Origin of the sequence: Serratia sp. BNK-4, from assembly GCF_048685115.1 — a bacterium.
Lineage (GTDB): Bacteria > Pseudomonadota > Gammaproteobacteria > Enterobacterales > Enterobacteriaceae > Serratia > Serratia bockelmannii.
In genome coordinates this window covers 3,070,817-3,097,008 of sequence record NZ_JBLQTM010000001.1, presented here as the reverse complement: position 1 = coordinate 3,097,008, position 26,192 = coordinate 3,070,817, and the positions used below count along the sequence as shown (strand labels likewise).

Genomic DNA, 26,192 nt, shown 5'->3' with positions numbered 1-26,192 from the left:
ACATAAAGATTGCTGGTAATAGTAAGCACCTAAAGTTATCAACTCTCAATACTACCGACACCATCCTATACATACGAAAAAATTAATGACTAATCTTGAAGGTTGCTCATAAATAGCCTTAGCATATTAGTGTTAAACATTTTCTCAACTCACCCCTCTTTTATGTTTTGGCATATAGATGGACGGAATGTCTAAAAACCATAATGGCTGCAAAAAGAGCGATAACATTTTTTTAATTCAGCAGATTTATTAGCATTCGCGCTTGAAGAATAAAAAACATCAAAATATTTTGAGAATGTTTTTTTATCTTTTCTAAGATCTCCAGTCCATTCAAATTGTTGAGCAATCCCATCAAGAAGGAGGTTGAAAATTTCATCATTTAATTCTTTTACAACATTATCACATACTGAAATAATAGACTGTATTGCATCATAACTAATAATAATTGGTTTTTCTAAAAAAGTATAATGTTGTTCAAGGCCAAGTTTTAAAGCATTCTTTGTACCTAATAAACCTGAACGATGAACTATACAATGCCGTAGTTGGCATACTTGTTCATACTTCTGCAAAGCAGATATTACAGATGGTGATTTTTGTCTATCTATACGTAATCCGGTAAATATCTTAATGGTGTCAAGTATATTTGATTCAGAGATGAATGTGGCATCTTCTAATAAAGCTTCTGGTAGAATACTTTTTTCATGATAAACAGCTGCAGCATAGCTTACGTTATTTTTGAAACTGAATGACCTTGCTTGTTTATCAACAATCAATACTCTGCGTATAATACAACGGCAATAGCTTTCAACTAATGATATAAATCCCAGCATGATGAGGTTTACAAGCAATTTCCATTCATCTGATTCGCTTGGTTCACCTAGTAATCTGATATGAATGTTTTTTTTGCTATTGTAAATATCTATAGCAGAAAACTGAGGTTCTTGATAACTTTGATCAAAAAAATTTATTGTATTAATGTTTGGCGTGATTTTTTGCCCAGATATATTATATGAAAATTTATTATTATTCATGATTTTTTCTGCCATTTAAGCTAAAAACTCGTTAACCCATGAGCGAACTTTAAATTCTAATGCTGCAGCTCTTTTCTGCGCGACCTGTCTAACTTTCATAAATTCTGTCGCAGTGTTTTTAGATGAAATAACATCCTCAACTGTTTTGAAATTAGTTTGTTGGATTACTGCCTTTTGGAATTTTGTTAAAGGTAGTTCAAGTAAGTTTTTCTTCATACACAAACGAAAAGATGATTCATCGATAAGTTCTTTACCGCAGTTATGACAGAATTTCTGATTGTCCGATAACCGTTTTTCACCACAATTAGAGCAGTTTGGTAATGTTAACGATATTTTTTCAAAATGTTCCTTAGACAATAACGAAAAAACAGACCTTCGCAAGGGATGTTTTTCAGAACGAGATGTTAATATTTCAACCAGTCTCGTTGCACTAAATCCTCGGCTAATTGAAAACGTTTTTTCCTTTATAAGGAAAGCATAATGTGGTGTAAAGCGGCGTAATTTTCTCTCGCGGCCATGCGAGGTGCTAGTATATTCATAAAGGAGACCTGCTTCGATTAAGAAACTAATTATTCTTTCTATTTTGTCAGAATCCATATCTTCAATACCGACTGAAACTGTTTTTTTATAATTAGCCTTATCCTTTTGTATGTTTTCATAATTTATTGTTTTTAAATCCATCAATATTTTATTGAAAAGTTCCCATCCAGATTTAATATATTCACCATATTGAGGTAATTTATCAATAATTGAAATATACTCGTCATAGGTGTACTTGCATCTGTCTTCAATAACATGATTGAATTTTGCTTGTTTAGTTTTAGATTTTGACTCAGAATAAGCTCTTATCAAATTAATATAAGCTCTTGGGATTCCGAATGATGCATAAATAAGAAGGGTGTTTATATCTTTATCTTCAACGACTTGGTTGTTAAATCTTTCCTTGACGAGCGCATACATAAAATCTATGTATTCACTTTGTTCAACGTCTTGCCATATTAATACAGGTTCAGCATCTTGACCTAAATGAAATCTTGGACCATATTGTGTCGTGCCTGGATATACTGATGCCTTAGGTGATATTCTTGAAGTCTTAATGCTCCTGAAAATATCAAAAAACTCAACCATATATTCTTTTGTTAAGGTAAGTGCAGCATCATCAAAGAACAGAACGGATCTTTTTCTGTTTTGTGAATTTGCACAGGTATCAATTATTGATTGAACAATATCAATATTTAGTGATGTAATTATATTGTTATGCTCTGGCAAATAATTCTGCTTCTCAATATCTATAATGAAGTTTTTAATATCATCTATAGAAATATCATCAAAAGGGAAAATATCATAATCCTCATGACATGCATTTATTATCTTGGCGAGGACCCATGTGTGAAAAATCTCGATAGCATTTGAAGTTTCATGAATGTATGTTTCTAGACGTAGATAATGATTAAACGACACATATAGTGGAAGAGGGAGTGATTTATTTTTCCTGCATTCAAGATAAGCGTGTCGCATATAATGAGTTTTACCAGAGCCTCTCGGTCCCACCAAGAGTTTTGCTCCAACTTGCGTTAGTTTTTTTTGTACTGAGTAAAAATGGCTATTATTTGGAGACCAACGTACAAGGACATCGTCCGGAAGGTAGTCGGCTCTTTCCTCAAACTCAAAGCTGTCAAGATCGTCTGGGAGATTTTCGATATGGTTTGTAGTCATAAACAATCTCTTTGATTGTAAACAGGAATTTAGTTAAGATAACACAAGGATTTAATAAACAGTAGAATTATAAATAAGTGGTTGAATTTAAACAGTTTTATACAGAGAGCAACGTCAGTGAGATGCTTGCATCCATGATTGAGCAGTCGTACCCACAAAGTTGCCTAGAGTTAAGTGCAGGAGAGGGGGCTCTAATCGATGCATTGGTGAAACGTTTTCCAGATATTAAAATAACGGCTGCAGATATTGATGCAAAGAATGTAGAGTTTCTCAATAATAAACATCCTGATGCTGTTTGTTATTATATCGATTCGACCACTCCAGAGCTATTTGCTCTTGTGCCATGTGAATCATTTGATGTTGCTGTATGCAATCCACCATTTAAATTCATAGAAGTTAATGATTATTTATTGTCCTTAATCACAAAGATGACATCGAAGGTTATTAATGCAAAAAAAATTAGGGCGGAAATAGTTTTTTTAATCTTAAATATTATGAAGATAAAGAAAGGAGGTGAATTAGCTATAATTCTTCCGGATATGTTTTTCTCTTCAAAGTCTTTTGTTTGGCTAAGGTCGTTTTTAATTTCGAATTTCGAAATTAAAAAAATTATCGAATGCAATCATAAGTCATTTAAAAAAACAGAAGCTAAAACACATATCTACCACATTAAGAAAAATGTACCTTCAAAATCACAAAGATTAGTTTTAGTGAGGAATTGTACTACAATTTCATTAAGTTATAAGGAGTTTATAAATGAAAAAATAATTCCTCAGAATGATAGTATTGATAATTATTTCCATCTTTTTAGAGGAAAGAAAACGGGTAAAGAATGTCGGGCGTCTAAAAAATCATTCTTCCACACTTCATCATATAGCAATCCATCAGAGTATCAAAGAGGGGAGCCGCCAGTAAACGAATGCTTGGTTAAATCTGGAGATATTTTGATCGCTAGAGTAGGAAGTAGAGTTCTCGGGAGAACCATTTTGTATGCAGGCACAGATGCGATATTAAGTGATTGCGTGTTTTGTTTGAGGATAAATGACTCGGCTCTAAGAGATTATATTTTCCAAGCATGGGAAAAAGATAAGGCTCAATGGTTAGATTATTATGCAACAGGAACGTGTGCTAAGCATATTAGTCTGGAAAATTTCAAAAGCTATATTAGAATTAAATTGAGAAAATATTTTTCATCAGATATGAAATTCGGTTAGAAAAAAGAAGCAAAGAATGACTAATACTCTGCTTCTTTTTCTAATCTAGCTAATTATATATTTCTAATTCATATGAGTAAATTTGCCCAATTCCTTTACTTCGATTAGCTGATTTTTCGGGGAAGTCGTAAATTGCGCCTATTTGATTATCCACGTTATTTTTTGATATGTTATTTATTAGAAAAACACAAATTCCGATAGCAGTAGGTTTTGTTCCTAAAGATGTTATAACAATTTTGTTATGTTCAGATATAATATCATTAAGAAGTTCATTAACTGCATAGGGATTAGAGCCTGGGTATGTTATTAATTCTGAGTTCAACATATTAAAATATTTCATATGCCGTTTTAATGAAATGTTTTCCCATCCTGCTTTATAAGCGGGAATAGCAAGGTGAGCCAATAGTTGTTTATAACTGGCACCATCATCATGCTCTAAAATGTGACCTAACCTAGAATTTTCAAATCCCAGAAAAGATACTAGAGTTGCTTTATCATCCGAATTAGATTGATTATCTAGAGCAAAAGCCGGTAATGCAATAAATGGATAACGTTTGTCACTCAGTACAAATTCGTCATCACCTTCTTTAGATACTTCTTTTGCATATTCTTTCGGCTCTACATATATTATAGTGCAATATAAATGTTTTCCTGACTTATTCATGGAATCCAATAGGTATAGAAGTTCAGGGAATCCTAGTGAAGTTGAATCAATTAAAACTCTACTGATATCGGATGAAATGAAGAATTCTTGTAATCTGAATATTTTATATTGCGTTGAACCTATCGTTATTGAATAGTTTGTCTTATCAAACGTAATCGCATAATTTGGGGTAACTTTTATTTGATTTAAAACAGTATTTGTTCGTTCATCAATTGCTTTACCACAAAAGAAAACATCATATTCTTCAGTACAACATGAATCTATAGTTGGGTTTTGTCTTATTCTATTTATTGTGATCATAAAAGCCCCAGTTGTTTTACCACATCATTTGTATTTTCTAAAGGCTCTTCATCTAAATCCCACTTGGTAATAAAGCTTTTTAATAATCTATTGAATTTATTATCATCAGCAGTAAATATTATAGTTAAACTTTCTTTGTTTAATTTTAATTTTTTCTTCTTCCTGTAGCTTATCCCAAAATGTGCGGATAATACAGGGTGAAGTACATAATCCTTAACTTCTAAAGATTCTGAGTTTTTTTGTTTAGTACTATGTTCTTCGATAAGGACAGACCAGATTATTGCTTCATTAAGTAACGTGCGAGTATCTTCGTTTAGTTCTGTTTCATCAGATAGATCCAGAGAGAAATGATTAATTTCTACTTCACTTTGACTTTTTCTAGTTTGGCTATATGAATATATTCTCCCCAATCTAGTTGCTATTTTTTTTAAATGAGAACCATGTGAACCTAAATCAGATATTTTTTCTAATTCTAGTCCGCTTGTTTTTTTTGTTGCCCTAGATTGAATATTTACGGGGATTTTGTCAAGCCTTCTCGAGGAAGTCTTGGCATTAAATTGCTCATTCAACAATACAGATTGATGACATAACTCCAGAAAATGTCTTATGTTACCTCTTGAGAGTAAAACGTATTGTTTGTAACCGGAATAAAAAGGACAATCTTTTGAAGGTGATTTTTTATATATTAAAAGAATTACACCTACCAAATAATTATGAATCCACTGTTGATATTTATTTGAAGTTCCTCCTTTGTATTCCTCGAATTGTTCTAGCAAAACATGAGGTAATGTATTGCTTCTATTTAATATGGCAGCATTAACTAAACTGGCCTCAGGAAATTTTATGTCAATAAATTGTTCTGCATTTAATACTTTTGATTTTTTATGCAAAACCAGCCCATCGGCTATAATTGCTAATAACTTATCATAAAGTGAATTATCGCTGAAAATATTTTGAGCCATTTCACTATATGTTAAGCTTGGCAAAAATCTTTCAGCTAAATTCCTTATTTCTTTCAAATAATCATGAGTTTGTCTGTATTCTAGGTTTTCTTCTTTACGAACAAAAAGATTAAGTTGCTTCTGATCAAAAAATTCCTCCAGTCTTAAAGCCAATACTTCTCCAGCAAATACATCAAAATTATTATTATAATGTTTTTCCAAATCAATTGTTCTATAATCATTCCTTTCAACAATTTTTTCATTGCCTAAAGTATCATGAGATATTATGGCATTTTTCTTATGAGCTATGCTGAAAATTAACTGTTTTTCCCCATGTTTCATTAATGTATTAATTATTATTTGCTGCGATTCTGTAAGATTTTCAAATTCGTCAATGAATATATGATATGTTATGTTTTCAAGTTCACTAACAGCTGTATTTAGCTCATTAGCAATAAGTGACAAAGTTCCTTTTGTGTTTAACGAAAAAGGAGGTGTTTCTGTGAATGGAGAATTGATCCAGTTGCATAATGTGAATAATGAATTTTGTAATATTTTCTTTGCTTCAAATAAATAAATCTTATCACTTTTAACAGATAATTGGTTTGTTATGCTTTCGGGAATTTCGATATTTTTTATCGATATTTTAGAATTTTCTGATAATTGATTATGATTAATCAACGTCTGGAGTAACTTATTATATTCTATTAATATAGACAACGTCATATAGCTGTTAAATGCACTTGACCAATATTGTCCAAGCCAATTTTGTGATATATGTTGTGTAAATGATGTATCAGGTCTCCAATAAAGCCCTAGGTTCTTCAAATTTTTTAAATCAATATCAGATCTATTTGAACTCAAAATTGTTGGAAAGCAATAGTATTTTAAATACATCGTCTTTCCCGACCCTCTCCCTCCTACGATCACGCAGGCCTTTGAGGCATCACTAATATCAATTTCATGATTATTTATAGGAAGAACATACTTTGAATATACGTCATCAGGAAACTCTTCTGTACGATTTTTGGCAAATACGGAGCTTAACATGTTAGCCATTTTTACCTCTTAAATAATTCGTTCCAGTTTTCATCTTTATGTACTATCATGGAAATATTGTTATTGGGTGTTGATTTTGAAAATAAATAGGTTAACTCAAAACCGCCATATCCAAGATTTCCATTAATACTTATACCTTTGCTTTTGCACACATGAAGATAGAATTTTTTGAAGTCTTCCTCTGTAAGTCCTTCAACTGCTCCTAGCATTTTATTTTCCTTAGTAAAAAAACTATGTGATTCGTCTATTATTTCTACTGGCTTAATTACTAGGTTATCAAATTTACCTTCAAGATCTTGATATGTTTTATTTACGGCTGAGAATGGTATGTAAATAAATTTAATATCACTTTCATGAAATTTTCTTTTGGTGAAGAAATTTTCGAGTTGTGATCCCGTTCCGATTATATCGTCAAACAAAATGATAGCTTTTATATTGTTATTTTGATTTTGTGTGACACTATGTGAGTTGATTCCTAGAGTGCTATCAAAAAACAATTTTTGTAATGTATTCAGGATGATGCTACTACTTTTAACTGCTTTGTTATCCACATCATCAATGGCTGTAAATCTAATTGGAATACTTCTACAATTGCGACCATTCAAGAGTTTCATCCAGTCTTTTATATTGCTTACTTTATATATTCCTTCTTGCTCGAGCAGTTGAGGCAACATGATTTGAAATATATCAGCGCCTATAGACTTAATTGACTCTTCATTTCTGAATATCAAGGAGTTTAAAATGGCCGCGCTTAAGTATTTTTCGTCTCGACTTTGAAAATTATCAATCCATTTATTTAATGTTCGAATGTTTATATTGTCTATGTATTTGTATTTAATCATGCCTCTGGCATTTTCAAAGGACTTTTCAATTAAGAAATCATATCGCTCATCAATATTTAAATTCATTGTTTTTCCAATGTGTTAATCTAAGTTACTTGGATAAATAGAGGATTAACGATAATTCTGGTTATTAAAGATAATTAGCTGAGATGATTTTGGCTATAGCTACCGCAATCAATGCACATTTTCTTCATGATAAGAGATTAAAAGAAAGAAATCAATATGTTAATAATGTATTAATCTTGTGCTAGTCAAGAGAAGTTAAAGTCCCGCCTATCTAAATCTCCAACTGATGACTGCAAGAACATTTCCCCCTACGGAGGAAGGGGCGCTACACCCGGCTATGCAGGGGCAAGTTTTTTCTCCCGTGTGATTTCCGTTCCCGTATCGGCTTCCGGTTAATCGTTTCCCAACACAACCCGTCCTGCAAGGGTAAATGGCACGCATTCTGCGCCCTTGCAAGACAGAACGCTGCCGGGAAAGCGAACCGTCAGGCGATACGAAGACGAAAATCACACACTGACGGAGAGAAAACCATGACGATTTCCCTGCATACCCAGACTAGCGCCCCTAACACCGCAGCGGCAACCAGCGTATCCCCGCTGGACCCGTCAGGCTCCTCAAAAACGAAATTTTCTAAAACCAGAGCCGACATTTATCAGACCGTTACCGACAACATCATTGCAGCACTTGAAGGCGGTGTAAAACCGTGGTCCTGCCCGTGGCAGCGTGTAGATGGCATGTCTGGTCTGCCTTCCAATTACGCCACTGGTGCGGCTTATAGTGGCATGAATATCATGTTGCTGTGGTGCAGCGCATCTAAACAGGGTTTCAGCGATTCCCGCTGGATGACTTACAAACAGGCACAGGCAGCAGGTGGACAGGTTCGCAAGGGTGAGCATGGCACAACAGCCATTTTCTACACTACGCTGGAGAAGGAAAACGCCGCCGGAGACGTTGAACAAATCCCGATGCTGAAAACTTTCACCGTGTTTAACGTTCAGCAAATCGACGGTTTGCCCCTGACTACGGAAACCGTAAGCCCGGAAGCAACCTTTAACCCGTTGCCGCAGGCTGAGAACCTGTTACGGAAGAGTGGCGCAAACATCATCGAGAAAGGACAAAACGCCTTTTTCAGCCCATCAACTGATGAAGTCTGGTTACCGGAGCGCCATCTGTTTTCGGATGCAGCTAACTTCTACGCTACCGGTCTGCATGAGCTGGTTCACTGGAGCGGGGGTAAAAAACGCCTGAACCGTGAAATGAAAGGGAAGTTTGGCAGTGCGGATTATGCAGAGGAAGAACTGGTGGCGGAGTTGGGATGTAGTGGTCAAGTAATATTGGCCACGGTTTTACAGTAAGAACGGTACCTGTTCTCTGATTCTTCCGGCGTCAGCCCTCCGTTATAGTGGTGTGGTCTGACGCTATTGTAGTAATTCAATATATAGCGATTGATTTGCCGCCGGGCTTCGTCTTTGCCCACGTAGCCATTCGCTGGTACCCATTCTGTTTTCAGGCTGCGGAAGAAGCGTTCCATCGGGCTGTTATCCCAGCAGTTTCCCCGCCGACTGACGCTTTGCTTTATTCTGTAACGCCAGAGAAGTTGCTGATATTTCAGGCCTGTATACTGGCTTCCCTGATCGCTATGGAACATGACATCACGCGGTTGGCTACGCGTCTCATATGCCATCCGCAGAGCGTTGCTTATCAATGCTGTATCGGCATTCGCTGACAGACTCCAGCCGATAACTCTGCGGGCAAAAAGATCCATTACGACCGCCAGATAGCACCAGCGATTTCCTGCCCAGATATAAGTAATATCTCCGCACCATACCCGGTCTGGCTCCGGTACAGCGAACTGGCGCTCGAGCAGATTCGGCAGGCATGTATGCTCCTGACGGGCATTTTTGTACTGATATTTTCCGGGCTGACAACTGCTCAGGTTCAGGGATTTCATCAGACGCCCGGCACGGTAACGGCTCATCGGAATGCCGTTTTGGATCAGCATTTCAGCCAGAGTGCGCGCGCCAGCAGAGCCACGGCTCTGGTTCCATGCCCGACGTATCTCGCTGTACAACCTGACTCGCGCCGGATTAATAGTATCGCATCGTTTCTGCCAGTACCGGTAACTGCTACGGTGTACTCCCAGAGCGGAACAAAGTCTGACTACCGTGTGGCTGTCACTCAGCCTGGCAATTATCGTGAACCGTTCAGTGAGTCGGACATCAAGAGCGCGGTAGCCTTTTTTAATATCGTATTCTGTTCCTCCAGGCGGCGAACCTGCTTTTCCAGCTCGCGGATACGCTGCTGCTCTGGGGTAATGGGGGTGGCAGAAGGCGTAATACCCTGACGCTCTCGTCTGAGCTGGCGTACCCAAGATTCAAGCGTGGTAGAACCAACATTAACCGCTTCACTGGCTTGTCGATATGAGTAACCCTTATCAACAATCAGCTGTGCACATTCCAGCCTGAACTCAGGGGTAAAAGTACGCTTAGTTCTCTTGTTCATTAAGTCACCTATTTTATGTTGAGGTGAGAATATCACCTTTAATCAGGTGGCCAAATTCACTGTGCCACTACAAACAGCCAGCCGGGTTAATTCCCATCCCTGACGATAACCATCAATTCGACTCAATAGTTCGGGTAGTCGTTCAAGGGGAAGGGCTGGGTAGTGTCGTTTAACCGGTGCTGTGATGATACCTTCGAGATTCGACGCCGGATTGCTCTCAATCATTCCCTGATGCACGGCATGACGCATGATGTTGCACATATGCTGCCGGGTACGTGCTGCGACTTCCAGCAGACCTTTTTGCTCAATGCCTTTCAGCAGGTCGATAAAGTGACGAGGTTTCAGTTCAGCTACTGGCAAGTGTCCTATCACAGGAAATATATGATTGTTCATGTTGGCAAGCAGACGGGAGGCGTGGTTCTCTGACCATGTTCTGTTGCTTTTATGCCAGCTCAATGCAACGTGCTTAAATGTTTTTTCCGGTGAGCGGGCTGCTTTCTCTGCGATACGTTGCTGTGATGGATTGATATTCTGCGTCAGCAGCTTGCGTATGCCATCACGTTGCTGACGAGCATAAGCCAGAGAAACATCGGGATAGGCACCTAAGCCGAGGCGGGATTCTTTACCATTGATACGATATTTGAGATACCAGAGACGTGAACCGCCTGGATTGACTAAAAGGTACAGTCCATGAGAATCGGAAACTTTGAAAGGTTTAGCGGATGGTTTTAAGCTACGGATTTTAGTGTCGTTCAGAGACATATGGTGGTCACTCCATAATCGAACTGAAATGACCCCAAATCAGACCACCAATCTTGCCCGATGCGGAGGGGGAAATGAAAATGCATCGGGAAGACTTTTCACGCTAACCTGTTGAATCTAAATCGTATAAAGATTCGTGAAGATGCATGAAAACAAGAATTTGGCTCCTCTGACTGGACTCGAACCAGTGACATACGGATTAACAGTCCGCCGTTCTACCGACTGAACTACAGAGGAATCGTGTGAACGGGGCGAATAATAGCGGGGCGCCTGGGGTTTGTCAAAGCGCTAAACTGCAAAAAAAGTGCGTTTGCTGAGGGAATGAGCACCTTGCGCTGTTTTTCGGCATTTTCCATCGCTATGCGTTGATTTTTGCATCCCAAATCGTTTTGACGCCGCTTGCACACGCCTTTGCACGGCGATGGTGCAGGGCCGTTCTCCCTCCCATACTTCCTCTCGCGTTAGCCGTATTGCCCAGTCCCCGGCTAACGCCGCCACACGCCGCGCCGCAACTGATATGTAGGATGAATAAGCAAACAATATGTATTCGTCGTCACAATGGCTGGATTTTTGCTTACCCATTTTTGGGGAATGCGACTGCGCTCTCAAGAAAATTATTTTCCCCGTCTACACATAAAGTGACTGATCCGCGCCCCAGGGCGTTTCGCTACAACAGTGCTGAGGAAGATAACAATGTCATCGAAATTGATAAAAAGTCCGCTCGCTGCTTTGCTCATCGGTTGTTTAGGTACGGCGTTTTCCGCGCAGGCCGATATTGTCATCGGCGTCGCCGGGCCGTTCTCCGGGCCGAACGCCACATACGGCGATCAGTATTGGCGCGGGGCTTCGCAGGCAGCGGCGGATATCAACGCCGCCGGCGGCATCAAAGGGGAAAAAATCAAACTGGTGCAGGGGGATGACGCCTGCGAACCGAAGCAGGCGGTCGCGGTCGCCAACCGGCTGGTGGATCAGGACAAGGTCTCGGCGGTGGTCGGCCACTTCTGCTCCTCTTCCACCATGCCCGCCTCCGAGGTGTATGACGAGGCCGGCATCATCGCCATTACCCCCGGCTCCACCAACCCGCAGATCACCGAGCGCGGCATGAAGACGATGTTCCGCATGTGCGGGCGCGACGATCAGCAGGGGGTGATCGCCACCAACTACATGCTGGATACCCTGAAGGCCAAACGCATCGCGGTGATCCACGATAAAGACACCTACGGCCAGGGGCTGGCGGACGCAGCGAAGGCGGCAATGAACAAGCGCGGGGTCAAGGAAGTGCTGTATGAGGGGCTGTCGCGCGGTGAGAAAGATTTCAACGCGCTGGTGACCAAGATCGCCTCGGTCAAGCCGGACGTGGTCTACTTCGGCGGCTGCCATCCGGAAGCCGGGCCGCTGGTGCGCCAGATGCGCGAGCAGGGCGTGACCGCCAAGTTCTTCTCCGGCGACTGCGTGGTGACCGAAGAGCTGGTGACCGCCGCCGGCGGGCCGCAGTACACCAACGGCGTGCTGATGACCTTCGGCAACGATCCGCGTCAGATCGCGGAAGGCAAGGCGGTGATCGCCAAGTTCCGCGCCAGCGGTTTTGAACCGGAAGGGTACACCCTCTACTCCTATGCCTCGATCCAGGCGATCGCCGCCGCCTTCAACGCCACCGGCGGCAAAGACAGCGCCAAGGCCGCCGAATGGCTGAAGTCGCACGATGTCGACACCGTGATGGGCAAAAAAGCCTGGGATCAGAAGGGCGACCTGAAGGTCTCGGACTACGTGGTCTATCAGTGGGATGACAAGGGCAAATATCACCAGCTTTGAACAACCCAATACTGACGTTGTGACTCTATGACAGACGGGCTCGCCGCCCTGGCGAGCCCGTTCCGCGATGACCTTTGGGCCGCGTCGGACGGCGTTGGCGGCCTTACCAGGCGAGACTGCTCATTATGGATGTATTCTTTCTGCAACAGCTGATCAACGGCCTGACCCTCGGTGCGGTGTATGGCCTGATCGCCATTGGCTACACCATGGTTTACGGCATTATCGGTATGATCAACTTCGCTCACGGCGAGGTGTACATGATCTCCGCCTACCTGTGCGCCATCGGTTTGGCGCTGCTGTCGTTCTTCGGGCTGCACTCGTTCCCGTTGCTGATCCTCGGCACGCTGGTGTTCACCATCGTCATCACCGGGGTGTACGGCTGGGTGATCGAGCGCATCGCCTACAAGCCGCTGCGCAACTCCACCCGCCTGGCGCCGCTGATCTCCGCCATCGGCATGTCGTTAATCCTGCAAAACTACGCGCAGATAAGCCAGGGGCCGCGCCAGCAGGGCATCCCGACGCTGCTGAGCGGCGTGTTCCGCCTGGAGTTCGACGGCGGCGTGGTGCAGATCACCTACACCAAGGTGTTCATTCTGGTGGCGTCACTGCTCGGCATGGCGATCCTCACCTACATCATTCAGCGTACCCGGCTAGGGCGCATCTGCCGCGCCACCCAGCAGGATCGCAAAATGGCCTCGATTCTCGGCATCAATACCGATCGGGTGATCTCGCTGGTGTTTGTGATCGGTGCTGCCATGGCCGGGCTGGCCGGGGTGCTGATCACCATGAACTACGGCACCTTCGATTTTTACGTCGGCTTTATCATCGGTATCAAGGCCTTCACCGCCGCGGTGCTGGGCGGCATCGGCTCGCTGCCGGGCGCGATGCTGGGCGGGCTGCTGCTCGGGGTGGCGGAGGCGCAGTTCGCCGGCATGGTGAACTCGGATTACAAGGACGTGTTCTCCTTCGGGTTGCTGGTGGCGATCCTGATCTTCCGTCCGCAGGGGCTGCTCGGCCGGCCGCTGATCGCCAAGGTTTAAGGAGAACGCCATGTCGCAATCCGTGATCAACGGCGGGCTGGACGTTAAACGCAGCCTGCTGGACGCCGTCTTGGCCGGGCTGATCGCCCTGATCGTGTTCGGGCCGATCGTCGGCATCGTGCTGAACGGCTACAGCTTCAACTTCGAACCGCACCGGCTGGTGTGGATTATCGTCGCGGTGATGGTCGGGCGGCTGCTGCTGAGCCTGTTCCTGCAAACCGCGCCGGGGCGCAGAGTGCTGGCGCGCTTCGACGGCGGCAACGACGGCGTCTACGTACGGCCGCTGGGCGATAAATCCAACCTGCGCTGGTTCCTGCCGCTGATGGCGGCGATCGCGCTGCTGTTCCCGTTCGTCGCCACCAAATACCTGCTGACGGTGGCGATCCTCGGCCTGATCTACGTGCTGCTCGGGCTGGGGCTGAACATCGTGGTCGGGTTGGCGGGGCTGCTCGATCTGGGGTACGTGGCGTTTTACGCCATCGGCGCCTACGGGTTGGCGTTGGGCTACCAGTATCTCGGGCTGGGGTTTTGGGCGATGCTGCCGCTGGGGGCGCTGATGGCGGCGTTGGCGGGCGCGCTGCTGGGTTTCCCGGTGCTGCGCATGCACGGCGACTACCTGGCGATCGTCACGCTCGGGTTCGGCGAGATCATCCGGCTGGTGCTGAACAACTGGATGTCGCTCACCGGCGGGCCGAACGGCATTTCGGTGCCGGCGCCGACGGTGTTCGGCCTGGAATTCGGCCGGCGCGCCAAAGACGGCGGCGTGCCGATCCACGAGTTTCTCGGCATCGATTACAACCCGAATCTCAAGTTCATTTTCATCTACGCGGTGCTGTTTTTGGTGGTGCTGCTGGTGCTGTACATCAAGCACCGGCTGACGCGCATGCCGATCGGCCGCGCCTGGGAGGCGCTGCGCGAAGATGAGATCGCCTGCCGCTCTCTCGGGCTGAACCACGTGCTGGTGAAGCTGTCGGCGTTTATGCTGGGCGCCTCCACCGCCGGGCTGGCGGGGGTGTTTTTCGCCACCTATCAGGGCTTTGTCAATCCGACCTCGTTCACCTTCTTCGAGTCGGCGCTGATCCTGGCGATCGTGGTATTGGGCGGCATGGGGTCTACCCTTGGCGTGGTGCTGGCGGCCTTCGTGCTGACGGTGGCGCCGGAGCTGCTGCGCAGCTTTGCCGAATACCGGGTGCTGTTGTTCGGCGTGCTGATGGTGGCGATGATGATCTGGCGGCCGCGCGGGCTGGTGCGCATCAGCCGCGCCAGCTTTGCGGAACGCAAGGGGGTGGCGCCATGAGCGACGCCATTTTGCGGGTGGAACACCTGATGATGCGCTTTGGCGGCATCAAGGCGCTGAACGACGTCAATCTGGAGGTGGAGCGCGGCTCCATCACCGCCCTGATCGGCCCCAACGGCGCCGGCAAGACCACGGTGTTCAACTGCCTGACCGGTTTTTACCGCGCCACCGGCGGCGCGATCCTGCTCAATACCCACAAGCGGCCAACCGATGTGATCCAGGTGCTGGGGCAGAAGTTTCGCGCCGGTGATTGGATACGCCCGAAGCGGCTCGGTTCGCGCCTCTATTACAAGATGTTCGGCGGCACCCACCTGGTCAACCGCGCCGGGCTGGCGCGCACCTTCCAGAATATCCGCCTGTTCCGCGAAATGTCGGTGGTGGAGAACCTGCTGGTGGCGCAGCACATGCAGAGCAACCGCAACCTGATCGCCGGGGTGCTGAATACGCCGGGCTACCGCCGGGCGGAAAGCGCCGCGCTCGATCACGCCTTCTACTGGCTGGAGGTGGTAGATCTGGTGGACTGCGCCAACCGGCTGGCGGGGGAGATGTCCTACGGCCAGCAGCGGCGGCTGGAGATCGCGCGCGCCATGTGCACCGCGCCGGAGATGATCTGCCTCGACGAGCCTGCCGCCGGGCTGAACCCGGTGGAGACGGCCACGCTGAGCCGCATTATCCGCTTCCTGCGCCAGCATCACGGCATCACGGTGCTGCTGATCGAGCATGATATGGGCATGGTGATGGAGATCTCCGATCGGGTGATCGTGCTCGATCACGGCGACGTGATCGCCCGCGGCACGCCGCAGGAGATCCAGCACAACGAGGCGGTGATCGCCGCCTACCTGGGCGCGGACGAAGAGGAGCTGGCGGGATGAGCGAGGCGATGCTGGAATTTCGCGAAGTGGACGTGTTTTACGGGCCGATCCAGGCGCTGCGCAAGGTGTCGCTGCAGGTTAACGCCGGGGAGACGGTGGCGCTGATCGGCGCCAACGGCGCGGGCAAATCCACGCTGTTGATGTCGATCTTCGGCCAGCCGCGCATCGCCGGCGGGCAGATCCTGTTTGGCGGCGAGGACATCAGCCGCCGCTCCACGCACTTTGTTGCCAGCAGCGGCATCGCGCAGGCGCCGGAAGGGCGGCGCATCTTTCCGGACATGAGCGTAGAGGAGAACCTGCTGATGGGCACCATCACCGTCGGCAATCGCTACCTGGAGGAGGATTTGCCGCGCATGTTCGAGCTGTTTCCGCGCCTGAAAGAGCGGCGCAACCAGCGGGCGATGACCATGTCCGGCGGTGAGCAGCAGATGTTGGCGATCGCCCGCGCGCTGATGAGCCGGCCGAAGCTACTGCTGTTGGACGAGCCGAGCCTGGGGCTGGCGCCGATCGTGGTGCGGCAGATCTTCGGCGTGCTGCGCGAGCTGACCCGCAGCGGCATGACGCTGTTTCTGGTGGAACAGAACGCCAACCACGCGCTGAAGCTGTCCGATCGCGGTTATGTGATGGTCAACGGCCAGATCCGCCTCACCGGCAGCGGCCAGGAGCTGTTGAACGATCCGGAGGTGAGAAAGGCCTATCTGGGCGGCGGCTGAGCGCCGCCCCACGGGCAGGGATGCCCGCGTTCATCCCTCGATGGCGCTTCGTTCTTGATCATCGTAGCGCGAGCGGGCCGCTCTGAAGGCGTCGGCGGAGGCGATAATCCACGACCAGAGCGGCAGCATGTTGAGCAGCATCTCTTCCCCCGCGTCGGTGATGGTGTAAACCACGCGGGGCAGTTTTTCCTGATAATCGCAGCGCGATATCAACCCGTCCCGCTCGAGATGGCGCAGCGTCCGCGTCAGCATTCTCTGCGTCACGCCCGCTAATTGGCGGCTTATCTCGCCGTGGCGCAGCGGCCCGTGAGTGCCCAGGATATGCAATACCCCCAGCGACCAACGGTTGCCCGCATGCGCGAGGATCTCACGCTTCAATCCTTCATCGTCGTTGCTCAGTTCTTCACAGAACGCCTGCGAAAATTGCAGCAGCGCTTCCCGATCGCTCGTCATATTCCTCTCCGGTATCACGCGTGTACCTAATTGAACCCGTTTTTGTCAGCTGTCAGGATGGCGCAGTGTCAAGACAGGAGGCAAGAATGAAATCCACAAATCCATCTATCAATACCGTGCTCATACTCGGCGCCGGTGAACTGGGGCTGCCGGTATTGCGTGCGATGAGCCGGCAGGCTCGGTTATCTCCATCTTTAAAAATCAGCGTGCTGCTCCGGCCGGAGGCTGCACGCGCCGTCAGCGGCCCGCTCCGGGCGCGGCGGGATGCGCTGGCGCGGCTCGGCATCGCCGTGGTGGAAGGCGATCTGCAGCAAAACGGCGTGGAGGCGCTGAGCGCGCTATTCCGTTCCTTCGACGCGGTGATCAACTGCAGCGGCTTTGTCGGCGGGGCGGGCACGCAGATAAAGATCACCCAGGCCGTCTTGCTGGCGGGCGTGGCGCGCTACTTCCCGTGGCAGTTCGGCGTGGACTACGATGTCGTGGGTAAAGGCAGCGGGCAACAGGTGTGGGATGAACAGCTTGAGGTGCGCCACCTGCTGCGTGCGCAGAAGGCGACGGAGTGGGTGATTGTTTCCACGGGCATTTTCACCAGCTACCTGTTTGACCCCGGCTTTGGCGTGGTGGACGCGGCAAGCAAAACGGTGCGCGCGCTGGGCGACTGGCGCTACGCGGTGACGCTGACCACCCCTGAGGACATTGGCCGGCTGACGGCCGCGATTTTTTTCCATCGGCCCGCGTTTCGCAACCAGGTAGTCTATATCGCTGGGGACACGCTGACCTACCGCGAGCTTGCCGATGTCATGCAGGCGCACTGGGGCGTTGAGGTCAACAGAGTCTTGTTGGACAAAGAGCGGCTGCAGGAGGAGGTGCGGAACCATCCGCGCGACGTCGGCGCCAAATACCGGCTGGCTTTCGCCCGCCCCGACGGCGTGGCCTGGGATAAGGCGAAAACCTTCAATGCGCGCCAGGGCATAGCCACCACCACCGCCGAGCAGTGGCTGGCGCAGCAATGGCCGATCTCTCAGGACGGTTAGTCGCCTGAGCGCCGGAATCAGAACTGGCGCTGCATCCAGCGCACGTTCAGCCGCACCAGGGCGATGATGGCGCTGGAGAGCAGCCGCAGCCCGCCGGGCATGTCGCGGCGGCGGATGTCCAGCAGCAGCACGGTGCGCACCTGCGGGCTGTCGTTCCACACCTCGTGTTCGAAGGTATCGTCCCACAGCATGAACTCCCCTTCGTGCAGCCGGTATTCGCGGCCGTCCACTTTCAGCACCGCCGCGGGTACGCCGTCGGCGCGTTTGGGCATGTCCAGCACCAGATAGCCGCGCAGAATGCCGCGAAACGGCCCGCGGTGGGGCGGCACCTGCTTGCCGGGCGCGAGGAAGGAGAGCGAGGCGGACAGTACGTCCGGCGACGAAGCGATCAGCGCCGCCAGCGTCGGGCAACGCGCCAGGTTGCGGTCAATCGGCTGGCCGTAGGCCTTCATGATGAACATGCGCCAGTCGCGCGCGTCGTTGGCGGAGATCGATTCCTGCTGGATCATGATCTCGTGAAAACGGGGAATATTGTGCAGATCGTGGGCGACGGTCAGCGCCTCTTCGCGGATCTGCCTCCATTGAGCGGTGAAACGTTCGGCGTCGGGGAACAGCGCGGCGCTGTCGAGCACCGGCTTGCCCTGAATGCGGCGATCGTAAACATTGCGCAATGCGAGCACGGACCAATCATAAATCGCAGACATAATGACCTCGCCTCAGAAAACGCCAAAGGGACACTGCGCGCGGTTCTTCGGCGCGGCGCGTCGTGTGTGGCGGCCGGAGGGGAAGAGCGGCAGGAAAAATTGGTACGCTTCAAGAGATTAGCACAGCATTTGTGCAACCGTGTGTCTGCGAATGTGTCGAAATGCGGCGAAAAAAACCACACAATTAAAGTGTGACGCGTATCGCATTTAGCGGGCCGGTTGGTTAAAATATCGCTACTTGCCCGCACCTGTCCGGATTTTGTTTACCATGGAACACGCTCCCGTTTCGCGCTCAACCGCCTGGTTGCGCGTGGTTATCCTCGCCGTCTCGGCCTTTATCTTCAACACCACCGAATTTATCCCGGTCGGTCTGCTGAGCGATATCGCCGCCAGCTTCTCGATGCAAACCGAACAGGTCGGCCTGATCATTACCATTTATGCCTGGATCGTCGCCGCCGCCTCGTTGGCGTGCATGCTGCTGACCAGCAAAATTGAGCGCCGCAAGCTGCTGATCGGCGTGTTCATGCTGTTTATCGCCAGCCACGTGCTGACCGCCGTGGCCTGGGACTTCACCACGCTGGTTATCTCGCGCGCCGGCGTGGCGTTGGCGCACTCGGTGTTCTGGTCGATCACCGCCTCGCTGGCGATCCGCGTGGCGCCGCCGGGCAAGAAAGCCCAGGCGCTGAGCCTGCTGGCGGGGGGCACCGCGCTGGCGATGGTGCTCGGCCTACCGCTCGGGCGGGTGGTGGGGCAGTTGCTCGGTTGGCGCATGACCTTTATCGGCATCGCGGTGTGCGCCACCCTGGCGCTGGTGCTGCTGTGGCGCCTGCTGCCGGTACTGAAAAGCGAACATTCCGGCTCGCTGGCCAGCGTGCCGCTGCTGTTCAAACGCCCGGCGCTGGTGGCGCTGTACATGCTGACTATCATCGTGGTGACGGCGCACTTCACCGCCTACAGCTACATCGAGCCGTTTATCCAGACCGTGGCCGGGCTGTCGGAGAATTTCACCACGCTGATGCTGCTGCTGTTCGGCGCCGCCGGCATCGTCGGCAGCCTGCTGTTCAGCCGCTACAGCGAGCGTTTTCCTTCCGGCTTCTTTATCGGCGCCATCGTGCTGTTGGCCTTGAGCCTGCTGCTGCTGTTGCCGGCCGCCGGCAGCGAAAGCCACCTGACGGTGCTGTGCATCTTCTGGGGCATGGCGATCATGGCCATCGGCCTGTCGATGCAGGCCAAAGTGCTGAGCCTGGCGCCGGACGCCACCGACGTGGCGATGGCGATCTTCTCTGGCCTGTACAACTTCGGCATCGGCAGCGGCGCGCTGCTGGGCAACCAGGTGAGCCTGCATCTGGGCATGGGCAACATCGGCTTCGTCGCCGCGCCGTTGGCGCTGATCGCTCTCGGCTGGTGCCTGCTGAGCGTCTATCGCAGCGAACGGCTGCAGCAGCACCACAGTCGTTAATCCACCGCTTCGGGATGCCGCTGCGGCATCCCGCGCTGCATTTTCCTGCTATAAAACAGGCTGCTGCAGCGTTTTATGCTTAACTTTTTTTCATAGTCTGCTAATTAAAAATTTAACTCCGACGCCGCTTCGCTAGCATAGAAAGTCATCAAAAATGTTAATGCGAGGTTAACGGTGAGTGAATCTGTAGCGGCGTCGCCGATCCATGCGCGGGATTTGGCGGCCAGAATCGACGCCTTGCCCGCGTCGGCCGGCCTGTGGCGCTTTATCATTCTGCTGTCGCTGGGCGGTTTTTTCGAACTTTACGATCTGTTCCAGACCGGCTATATCAGCACCGGCCTTATCGCCGACGGCATTTTCCACACCGGCGCGCAGGGCGTCTTCGGCGTATCGGATCAGGCGGCCTTTGCCTCCGCCACCTTTCTCGGCCTGTTCGTCGGCGCCAGCCTGCTGAGCCCGTACGCCGATCGCTTCGGCCGGCGCGCCACCTTTATGTTCGCCCTGATCTGGTATGGCGCTTTCTCGCTGCTGCTGGCGTTTCAACAGCAGGCGGAATGGGTGATCTTTCTGCGTTTTCTGGTGGGCGTTGGGCTCGGTATCGAGCTGGTGACCATCGACACTTACCTGACGGAATGGGTCCCCGCGCACCTGCGTACCCGGGCTTTCGCCTTCGCGTTCTTCGTGCAGTTTCTGTCGGTGCCGGCGGTGGCGCTGATGTCCTGGTGGCTGGTGCCGCAGACGATTTGGGGCCTGAGCGGCTGGCGCTACGTGGTGATCGCCGGCGCGCTGGCTTCGCTGGTGATCTGGCTGGTGCGCAAGGGGCTGCCGGAGTCGCCGCGTTGGCTGGTGCAGCAGCGGCGCTATGCGCAGGCCCGGCAGGTGATGCGGGACATGGAACGGCGCTGCGGCGTGGCGGTCACGGATTTTCCGTCGCGCCCGGTGGACGATGCCGAGGGGGCGCCGCTGCGCGGCCGCTTTCGCGACATCTGGGCGCCGCAGTATCGCGATCGCACGCTGATGCTGGTGGTGATGAACTTCTTTCAGGCCATCGGCTTCTTCGGCTTCGGCAACTGGCTACCGGCGCTGCTGTCGGGCAAGGGTGCTTCGGTCACCCACAGCCTGCTGTACGCTTTCTTCATCACGCTGGCTTACCCGCTGGGCTCGCTGCTGTGCAGCTTCTACGCCGACAAGATGGAGAACAAGTGGCAGATCGTGTTGTCCTGCCTGGTGACGGTGATCTTCGGCTCGCTGTTCGCACTGCAGAACAACCCGCTGTGGCTGATCCTGTGCGGTTTCTTCATCACCTGGTCCAACGCCTGGCTGACCTACAGCTACCACTCTTACCAGTCCGAGATTTTCCCGACCCATATCCGCGCCCGCGCCGTCGGCTTCTGCTACTCCTTCAGCCGGCTGTCGACGGTGTTCAGCAGCATCATCATCGGCATTATCTTGCAGTACGGCGGTTCGTTGGGGGTGATCGCGTTTATCGTCGCCAGCATGCTGATCGTGATGCTGGTGATCGGGCTGTTCGGCCCGAAAACGCGCGGCATCGATCTGGAAAACATCTGACGTTTTGCGCCGGCGGTGACGCCGGCTGCTTCAGCAAAAAAATTCGCGATCATGCGAAAATTATTCCGTTATCACTGCCTTTGCGCCTGCCGTACTGTTAACCCGTACAAAATCCAATTCGATACCGAGCGGGGAACACGTCATGAGCACCCTTACCGCGCCCGATGGCGCACGCATTTTCTATAAGGATTGGGGCCGCGGCCAGCCGATCCTGTTCTCCCACGGTTGGCCGCTGTCCGCCGACGCCTGGGACAACCAGCTGCTGTTTTTCGGCCAGAGCGGATTCCGCGTGATTGCCCACGATCGCCGCGGCCACGGCCGTTCCGATCAAACCTGGCACGGCAACGACATCAATCAATACGCTGACGATCTGGCCCTGCTGATCGAAACGCTGGATCTGCGCGATCTGATCCTGGTCGGCCATTCCACCGGCGGCGGCGAAGTGGCGCGCTACATCGGCCGTCACGGCAGCGATCGGGTGGCGAAGGTGGTGCTGGTCGGCGCCGTGCCGCCGCTGATGCTGCAAACGCCGGTCAACCCAGAGGGTACGCCGATGGCGGCCTTCGACGGCATTCGCAGCGGCGTGGCGGGCAACCGCTCGCAGTTCTTCAAAGATTTGGCGGTGCCGTTCTATGGCCTCCACTGCGACGAGGTGGAGAGCAATGCGGGGCTGATCGACCACTTCTGGCTGATGAGCATGCAGGGCGGCGTGAAAGGGCAGTACGAGTGTGTGCGCGCGTTCTCCGAAGTGGATTACACCGCCGATCTGCTGGCGATCGACAAGCCGACGCTGCTGGTGCACGGTGACGCCGATCAGATCGTGCCGATCGGTGCCTCGGCGCTGAAAGCCGCTAAGCTTATGCAACAGGCGGAGCTGAATGTTTACGCCGGCGGTTCTCACGGTTTGGCGCAGGTCGATCCCGATCGCTTCAACGCCGATCTGCTGGCCTTCATCCAGAATTCGCCGTTTTAAGGGGGCGCGATGAACCTGACTGCTATCGCCGCCCGCTGCGTACAGCGGCTGCATGCGCCCGCGGTGCGCTGGCTGCTGCTGCTCGCGATTTGTACCGCCTATATTCAGGGCGGATTGGTCAAGGCGTTGAACGTTGAGGGCGCCATCGCCGAAATGACCCACTTCGGCCTGCAGCCGGCGGCGCTGTTCGCCGTGCTGGTGACGCTGCTCGAACTGGCCGCGTCGGCGCTGATCCTGAGCGGCTTTTATCGCTGGCTCGGCGCGTTGGCGCTGGCCGGTTTTACCCTGATGGCGACGCTGATGGCCAATCCGTTCTGGCAGTTCGACGGGGCGGAGCGCGGCCAGATGATGAACGGATTTTTTGAACACCTCGGGCTGGCCGGCGCGCTGTTGCTGGTGGCATTTAACGATTTGAAGGAGCGAACGGATGGCTGAACAGACGGAAAACAAGGCGGCGGCGGGCGGCTTCGCGCCGCTGAAAATCCCATTATTTGCGGTGCTGTGGGGCGCCACGGTGCTCGGCAACGTCGGCAGCTTTATGCGCGACGTCGCCAGCTCGTGGCTGATCACCGACCTGTCGAGCAACCCTTCGGCGGTGGCGCTGATGCAGACCGCCGCTACGCTACCGGTGTTCCTGCTGGCGATCCCGGCCGGGGTATTGTCGGACATCCTCGATCGGCGGCGCTTTCTGATCTTCGTGCAAATTCTGCTGGCCTGCGTCAGCGGCAGCCTGTTGCTGCTGTCGCAGACCGGCGCGCTGACGGTGGAATACCTGCTGGCGCTGACCTTCGTCGGCGGTATCGGCGCGGCGCTGATGGGGCCGACCTGGCAGGCGATCGTGCCGGAGCTGGTGCCGCGCGCCGAGCTGAAAAACGCCGTGGCGCTGAACTCGCTGGGCATCAACATCGCCCGCTCCATCGGCCCGGCGGCCGGCGGTTTGCTGCTGGCCAGCTTCGGCGCCGGCGCGGCCTACGGCGCGGACGTGATGAGCTATGTGCTGGTGATCGCGGCGCTGCTGTGGTGGAAGCGGCCGAAGGTTGAGGACAGCGGCCTGTCGGAACACTTCTTCGGCGCCTTCCGCGCCGGGCTGCGCTATGCCCGTTCCAGCCGCGAGCTGCACGTGGTGCTGCTGCGGGCGGCGGTGTTCTTCGCCTTCTCCAGCTCGGTCTGGGCGCTGTTGCCGCTGGTGGCGCGCCGCATGCTGGGCGGCAGCGCCGGTTTTTACGGCGTTCTGCTGGGGGCGGTGGGCGCCGGGGCGATCCTCGGGGCTATTGTGCTGCCGCGCCTGCGCCAGCGGCTGAATGCCGACGGGCTGGTGTTGCTGGCGGCGGTGCTGACGGCGGCGGTAATGGCGGCCCTGTCGCTGGCGCCGCCGCAGTGGCTGGCGGTGGTGCTGCTGTTGGTGCTGGGCGCCGGCTGGATCATTGCGCTGACCACGCTCAACGGCGCGGCGCAGGGCGTGCTGCCTAACTGGGTGCGCGGCCGCGGCCTGGCCATCTATCTGATGGTGTTCAACGGCGCGATGGCGGCGGGTAGCCTGTTGTGGGGGCTGGTGGCGCAGGAGCTGGGCGTGGCCGCCACGCTGCTGGTCGGCGGCGTCGGCCTGTTGGCGGCGGGGCTGCTGTTCCACCGCCTGCGTCTGCCGACCGGTGAAGCCGATCTGCAGCCGTCGAACCATTGGCCGGAGCCGTTGGTCAACACGCCGGTTGAAAACGATCGCGGCCCGGTGATGATTCAGGTGGAGTACCGCATCCGCGAACAGGATCGGCCGCAGTTCTTGCGCACGCTGCTGATGCTGGAGCGCGCGCGTCGCCGCGATGGCGCTTACGCCTGGGGCATCACCGAGCACACCGGCGATCCGGAATGCATCATGGAGTGGTTCCTGGTGGAATCCTGGGCGGAGCACCTGCGGCAGCATCAGCGGGTGTCGCACGCCGACGCCGATCTGCAGCAGGAGGCGCTGCGCTTCCACATTGGCTCTGAGAAACCGGTGGTGCATCACTTCCTGTCGCTCGACCGGCATCAGGTGAAGCATTAACTGCACGGCCAGGCGGCGAGAAGGTGCTATGCTTTTGGTCGGTTCGGCGGCGCGGCCGCCGTAAGACGAATGTAGTCAGCACAGGGAGACACATTGATGACGGCACCTTCTGCTTTTGCCCGCGAGCTTGGGCTGCGCTATCCGATCGTTCAGGGGCCGATGAACGGCGCGTCGCCGCCGGCGTTGGCGGTGGCGGTGAGCAACGCCGGTGCGCTGGGCTCGTGCGCGGCGGCGCTGTTTTCACCGGCGGTGATCCTCGAGCGCGTGCAGCAGATCCGCGCGCAGACCGCCGCGCCGTTCAACATCAATCTGTTTCTGCTCGATGAGCAGCACCCGGATCTCGCCGAGCTCAAGCGCGCCCAGCACCTGCTGCGGCCGTTCCGCGAAGCGCTGGGGCTGAGCGAGCCGCCGATCCCCACCCAATTCGCCGAAAACAACCGCGACCAGATCGCGGCCTTGCTGGAGGCGGCGCCGCCGGTGGCCAGCTTCACCTTCGGCGTGCTGCCGCGCGCCACGGTCACGCAGTTCAAGAAGGCCGGCTCGCGGGTGATCGGCACCGCCACCACGGTGGCGGAAGCCCGCGCCTGGGAAGAGGCGGGCGCCGACTTCGTTTGCGTCTCGGGCTCGGAGGCGGGCGGCCACCGCCCGACCTTCCTCGGCGACATTGAGCAATCCTGCGTCGGCCTGATGGCTCTGCTGCCGCAGGTGGTGGCGGCGGTGAAGATCCCAGCGATCGCCGCAGGCGGCATCATGAACGGGCGCGGCATCGCAGCGGCGCAATTGCTGGGCGCGCAGGCGGCGCAGCTGGGCACCGCGTTCCTGTGCAGCCCGGAGTCGGGCATCGCCGAAGCCTGGCGGGCGGCGCTGAGCAACGCCGGCGATGACAGCACGCGCCTGACGCGGGCCTTCAGCGGCCGCCCGGCGCGCGGCATCGTCAATGATTTTATGCGGCAGATGCGCGCGGAAGAGGCGCAGATCCTGCCTTATCCGGTGCAGAACGCGCTCACCGGCGATATCCGCCAGGCGGCGGCCAAGGCCGGGCGCGCGGAGTTTATGTCGCTGTGGGCCGGGCAAGGCGTGGGCCTGGCGCGGCCGATGCCGGCGGCGGAGCTGGTCGCCACCCTGGCGGCGGAGCTGGAAGCGGTGTGAGCTCGTCTGCGCGATTTATTGCTATGGCAATGTAAAAAGACG

General features: G+C 52.2%; 21 protein-coding genes, 1 tRNA gene and 2 pseudogenes. 14 read left to right on the top strand and 10 right to left on the bottom strand.

All coding sequences use genetic code 11. From position 1 onward, the window contains the following. Nucleotides 1-191 precede the first annotated feature (191 nt). Together ACMGGW_RS14850 and ACMGGW_RS14845 are read right to left on the bottom strand one after the other, a co-directional pair. Nucleotides 192-1,046, bottom strand: coding sequence for a hypothetical protein (locus ACMGGW_RS14850; RefSeq protein ID WP_197832531.1), 855 nt, complete (start codon nt 1,044-1,046; stop codon nt 192-194). Further along, nucleotides 1,047-2,747, bottom strand: coding sequence for a zinc ribbon domain-containing protein (locus ACMGGW_RS14845; RefSeq protein ID WP_197832532.1), 1,701 nt, complete (start codon nt 2,745-2,747; stop codon nt 1,047-1,049). A gap of 77 nt (nt 2,748-2,824) precedes the next feature. Between ACMGGW_RS14845 and ACMGGW_RS14840 the strand changes: the two genes are divergently transcribed. Then, nucleotides 2,825-3,961, top strand: coding sequence for an N-6 DNA methylase (locus ACMGGW_RS14840; RefSeq protein ID WP_197832533.1), 1,137 nt, complete (start codon nt 2,825-2,827; stop codon nt 3,959-3,961). A 49-nt stretch (nt 3,962-4,010) separates the two neighbouring features. On the opposite strand, the gene ACMGGW_RS14835 is transcribed toward ACMGGW_RS14840, so the two are convergent. The 3 genes from ACMGGW_RS14835 to ACMGGW_RS14825 are packed head-to-tail and all read right to left on the bottom strand — an operon-like array spanning nt 4,011 to nt 7,833. Then, entirely contained in the window at nt 4,011-4,925 is a 915-nt protein-coding gene (locus tag ACMGGW_RS14835) for a hypothetical protein (protein ID WP_197832534.1), read from the bottom strand. Then, nucleotides 4,922-6,925, bottom strand: coding sequence for a hypothetical protein (locus tag ACMGGW_RS14830; protein WP_197832535.1), 2,004 nt, complete (start codon nt 6,923-6,925; stop codon nt 4,922-4,924). The genes ACMGGW_RS14835 and ACMGGW_RS14830 overlap by 4 nt, the downstream gene beginning before the upstream one ends. A gap of 2 nt (nt 6,926-6,927) precedes the next feature. Further along, a complete protein-coding gene (locus tag ACMGGW_RS14825; RefSeq protein ID WP_124988805.1) occupies nt 6,928-7,833 on the bottom strand; it encodes a hypothetical protein in 906 nt (301 codons plus the stop codon). 470 nt (nt 7,834-8,303) lie between these two features. Between ACMGGW_RS14825 and ACMGGW_RS14820 the strand changes: the two are divergent. Continuing rightward, nucleotides 8,304-9,089, top strand: a pseudogene (locus tag ACMGGW_RS14820) (ArdC family protein); the annotation flags it as partial. An 8-nt stretch (nt 9,090-9,097) separates the two neighbouring features. Here ACMGGW_RS14820 and ACMGGW_RS14815 read toward each other — a convergent pair. From ACMGGW_RS14815 to ACMGGW_RS14805, 3 genes and pseudogenes are all read right to left on the bottom strand, one after another. Further along, nucleotides 9,098-10,275 (bottom strand): IS3 family transposase gene (locus ACMGGW_RS14815; protein WP_197832536.1). Its coding sequence is split into 2 segments (ribosomal slippage): nt 9,098-10,017 and nt 10,017-10,275, totalling 1,179 coding nucleotides; the frame shifts between segments, so codons are not numbered across the junction. Nucleotides 10,276-10,347: 72 nt separating this feature from the next. Continuing rightward, nucleotides 10,348-11,037: pseudogene (locus ACMGGW_RS14810) on the bottom strand (tyrosine-type recombinase/integrase); the annotation flags it as partial. A gap of 161 nt (nt 11,038-11,198) precedes the next feature. Next, nucleotides 11,199-11,274 (bottom strand) — tRNA-Asn (locus ACMGGW_RS14805). Nucleotides 11,275-11,730: 456 nt separating this feature from the next. On the opposite strand from ACMGGW_RS14805, the gene ACMGGW_RS14800 reads away from it, so the two are divergent. From ACMGGW_RS14800 to ACMGGW_RS14780, 5 genes are all read left to right on the top strand, one after another. Next, the gene (locus ACMGGW_RS14800) at nt 11,731-12,849 is read left to right on the top strand and encodes a branched-chain amino acid ABC transporter substrate-binding protein (RefSeq protein ID WP_016927040.1); all 1,119 of its coding nucleotides are present in this window, start codon (nt 11,731-11,733) and stop codon (nt 12,847-12,849) included. A 125-nt stretch (nt 12,850-12,974) separates the two neighbouring features. Next, nucleotides 12,975-13,889: an ABC transporter permease subunit gene (locus ACMGGW_RS14795; protein ID WP_004928592.1), complete on the top strand. Its 915-nt coding sequence runs from the start codon at nt 12,975-12,977 to the stop codon at nt 13,887-13,889. Between the two features lie 10 nt (nt 13,890-13,899). Then, complete coding sequence (livM, locus tag ACMGGW_RS14790) at nt 13,900-15,186, top strand: high-affinity branched-chain amino acid ABC transporter permease LivM (RefSeq protein ID WP_049209259.1); 1,287 nt, start codon at nt 13,900-13,902, stop codon at nt 15,184-15,186. Next, the gene (locus ACMGGW_RS14785) at nt 15,183-16,058 is read left to right on the top strand and encodes an ABC transporter ATP-binding protein (RefSeq protein WP_025303490.1); all 876 of its coding nucleotides are present in this window, start codon (nt 15,183-15,185) and stop codon (nt 16,056-16,058) included. The genes livM and ACMGGW_RS14785 overlap by 4 nt, the downstream gene beginning before the upstream one ends. After that, nucleotides 16,055-16,771, top strand: coding sequence for an ABC transporter ATP-binding protein (locus ACMGGW_RS14780; RefSeq protein WP_025303489.1), 717 nt, complete (start codon nt 16,055-16,057; stop codon nt 16,769-16,771). The genes ACMGGW_RS14785 and ACMGGW_RS14780 overlap by 4 nt, the downstream gene beginning before the upstream one ends. 30 nt (nt 16,772-16,801) lie before the next feature. On the opposite strand, the gene ACMGGW_RS14775 is transcribed toward ACMGGW_RS14780, so the two are convergent. Beyond that, the gene (locus ACMGGW_RS14775) at nt 16,802-17,224 is read right to left on the bottom strand and encodes a winged helix-turn-helix transcriptional regulator (protein WP_049209257.1); all 423 of its coding nucleotides are present in this window, start codon (nt 17,222-17,224) and stop codon (nt 16,802-16,804) included. Nucleotides 17,225-17,310: 86 nt separating this feature from the next. On the opposite strand from ACMGGW_RS14775, the gene ACMGGW_RS14770 reads away from it, so the two are divergent. After that, nucleotides 17,311-18,258 (top strand): aromatic alcohol reductase, encoded by a 948-nt coding sequence (locus tag ACMGGW_RS14770; RefSeq protein ID WP_060447905.1) that lies wholly within the window; start codon nt 17,311-17,313, stop codon nt 18,256-18,258. A 17-nt stretch (nt 18,259-18,275) separates the two neighbouring features. Here ACMGGW_RS14770 and ACMGGW_RS14765 read toward each other — a convergent pair whose 3' ends face one another. Further along, entirely contained in the window at nt 18,276-18,962 is a 687-nt protein-coding gene (locus ACMGGW_RS14765) for an aspartyl/asparaginyl beta-hydroxylase domain-containing protein (protein WP_025303486.1), read from the bottom strand. A 268-nt stretch (nt 18,963-19,230) separates the two neighbouring features. Here ACMGGW_RS14765 and ACMGGW_RS14760 point away from each other — a divergent pair, with 268 nt between their 5' ends. The 6 genes from ACMGGW_RS14760 (at nt 19,231) to ACMGGW_RS14735 (ending at nt 26,150) form a co-directional block, all read left to right on the top strand. Further along, a complete protein-coding gene (locus tag ACMGGW_RS14760) occupies nt 19,231-20,421 on the top strand; it encodes a sugar transporter (RefSeq protein ID WP_025303485.1) in 1,191 nt (396 codons plus the stop codon). 174 nt (nt 20,422-20,595) lie between these two features. Further along, nucleotides 20,596-21,990: an MFS transporter gene (locus ACMGGW_RS14755; protein ID WP_187181963.1), complete on the top strand. Its 1,395-nt coding sequence runs from the start codon at nt 20,596-20,598 to the stop codon at nt 21,988-21,990. Between the two features lie 142 nt (nt 21,991-22,132). Next, entirely contained in the window at nt 22,133-22,963 is an 831-nt protein-coding gene (locus tag ACMGGW_RS14750) for an alpha/beta fold hydrolase (RefSeq protein ID WP_043143107.1), read from the top strand. Nucleotides 22,964-22,972: 9 nt separating this feature from the next. After that, complete coding sequence (locus tag ACMGGW_RS14745; protein ID WP_043143109.1) at nt 22,973-23,398, top strand: DoxX family protein; 426 nt, start codon at nt 22,973-22,975, stop codon at nt 23,396-23,398. Continuing rightward, nucleotides 23,391-25,001, top strand: a complete 1,611-nt coding sequence (locus tag ACMGGW_RS14740; protein ID WP_197832537.1) for an MFS transporter — start codon at nt 23,391-23,393, stop codon at nt 24,999-25,001. Before ACMGGW_RS14745 ends, ACMGGW_RS14740 begins: the two co-directional genes overlap by 8 nt. Nucleotides 25,002-25,097: 96 nt before the next feature. Further along, the gene (locus ACMGGW_RS14735; protein WP_043143113.1) at nt 25,098-26,150 is read left to right on the top strand and encodes an NAD(P)H-dependent flavin oxidoreductase; all 1,053 of its coding nucleotides are present in this window, start codon (nt 25,098-25,100) and stop codon (nt 26,148-26,150) included. The last annotated feature ends 42 nt before the right edge of the window (nt 26,151-26,192 follow it).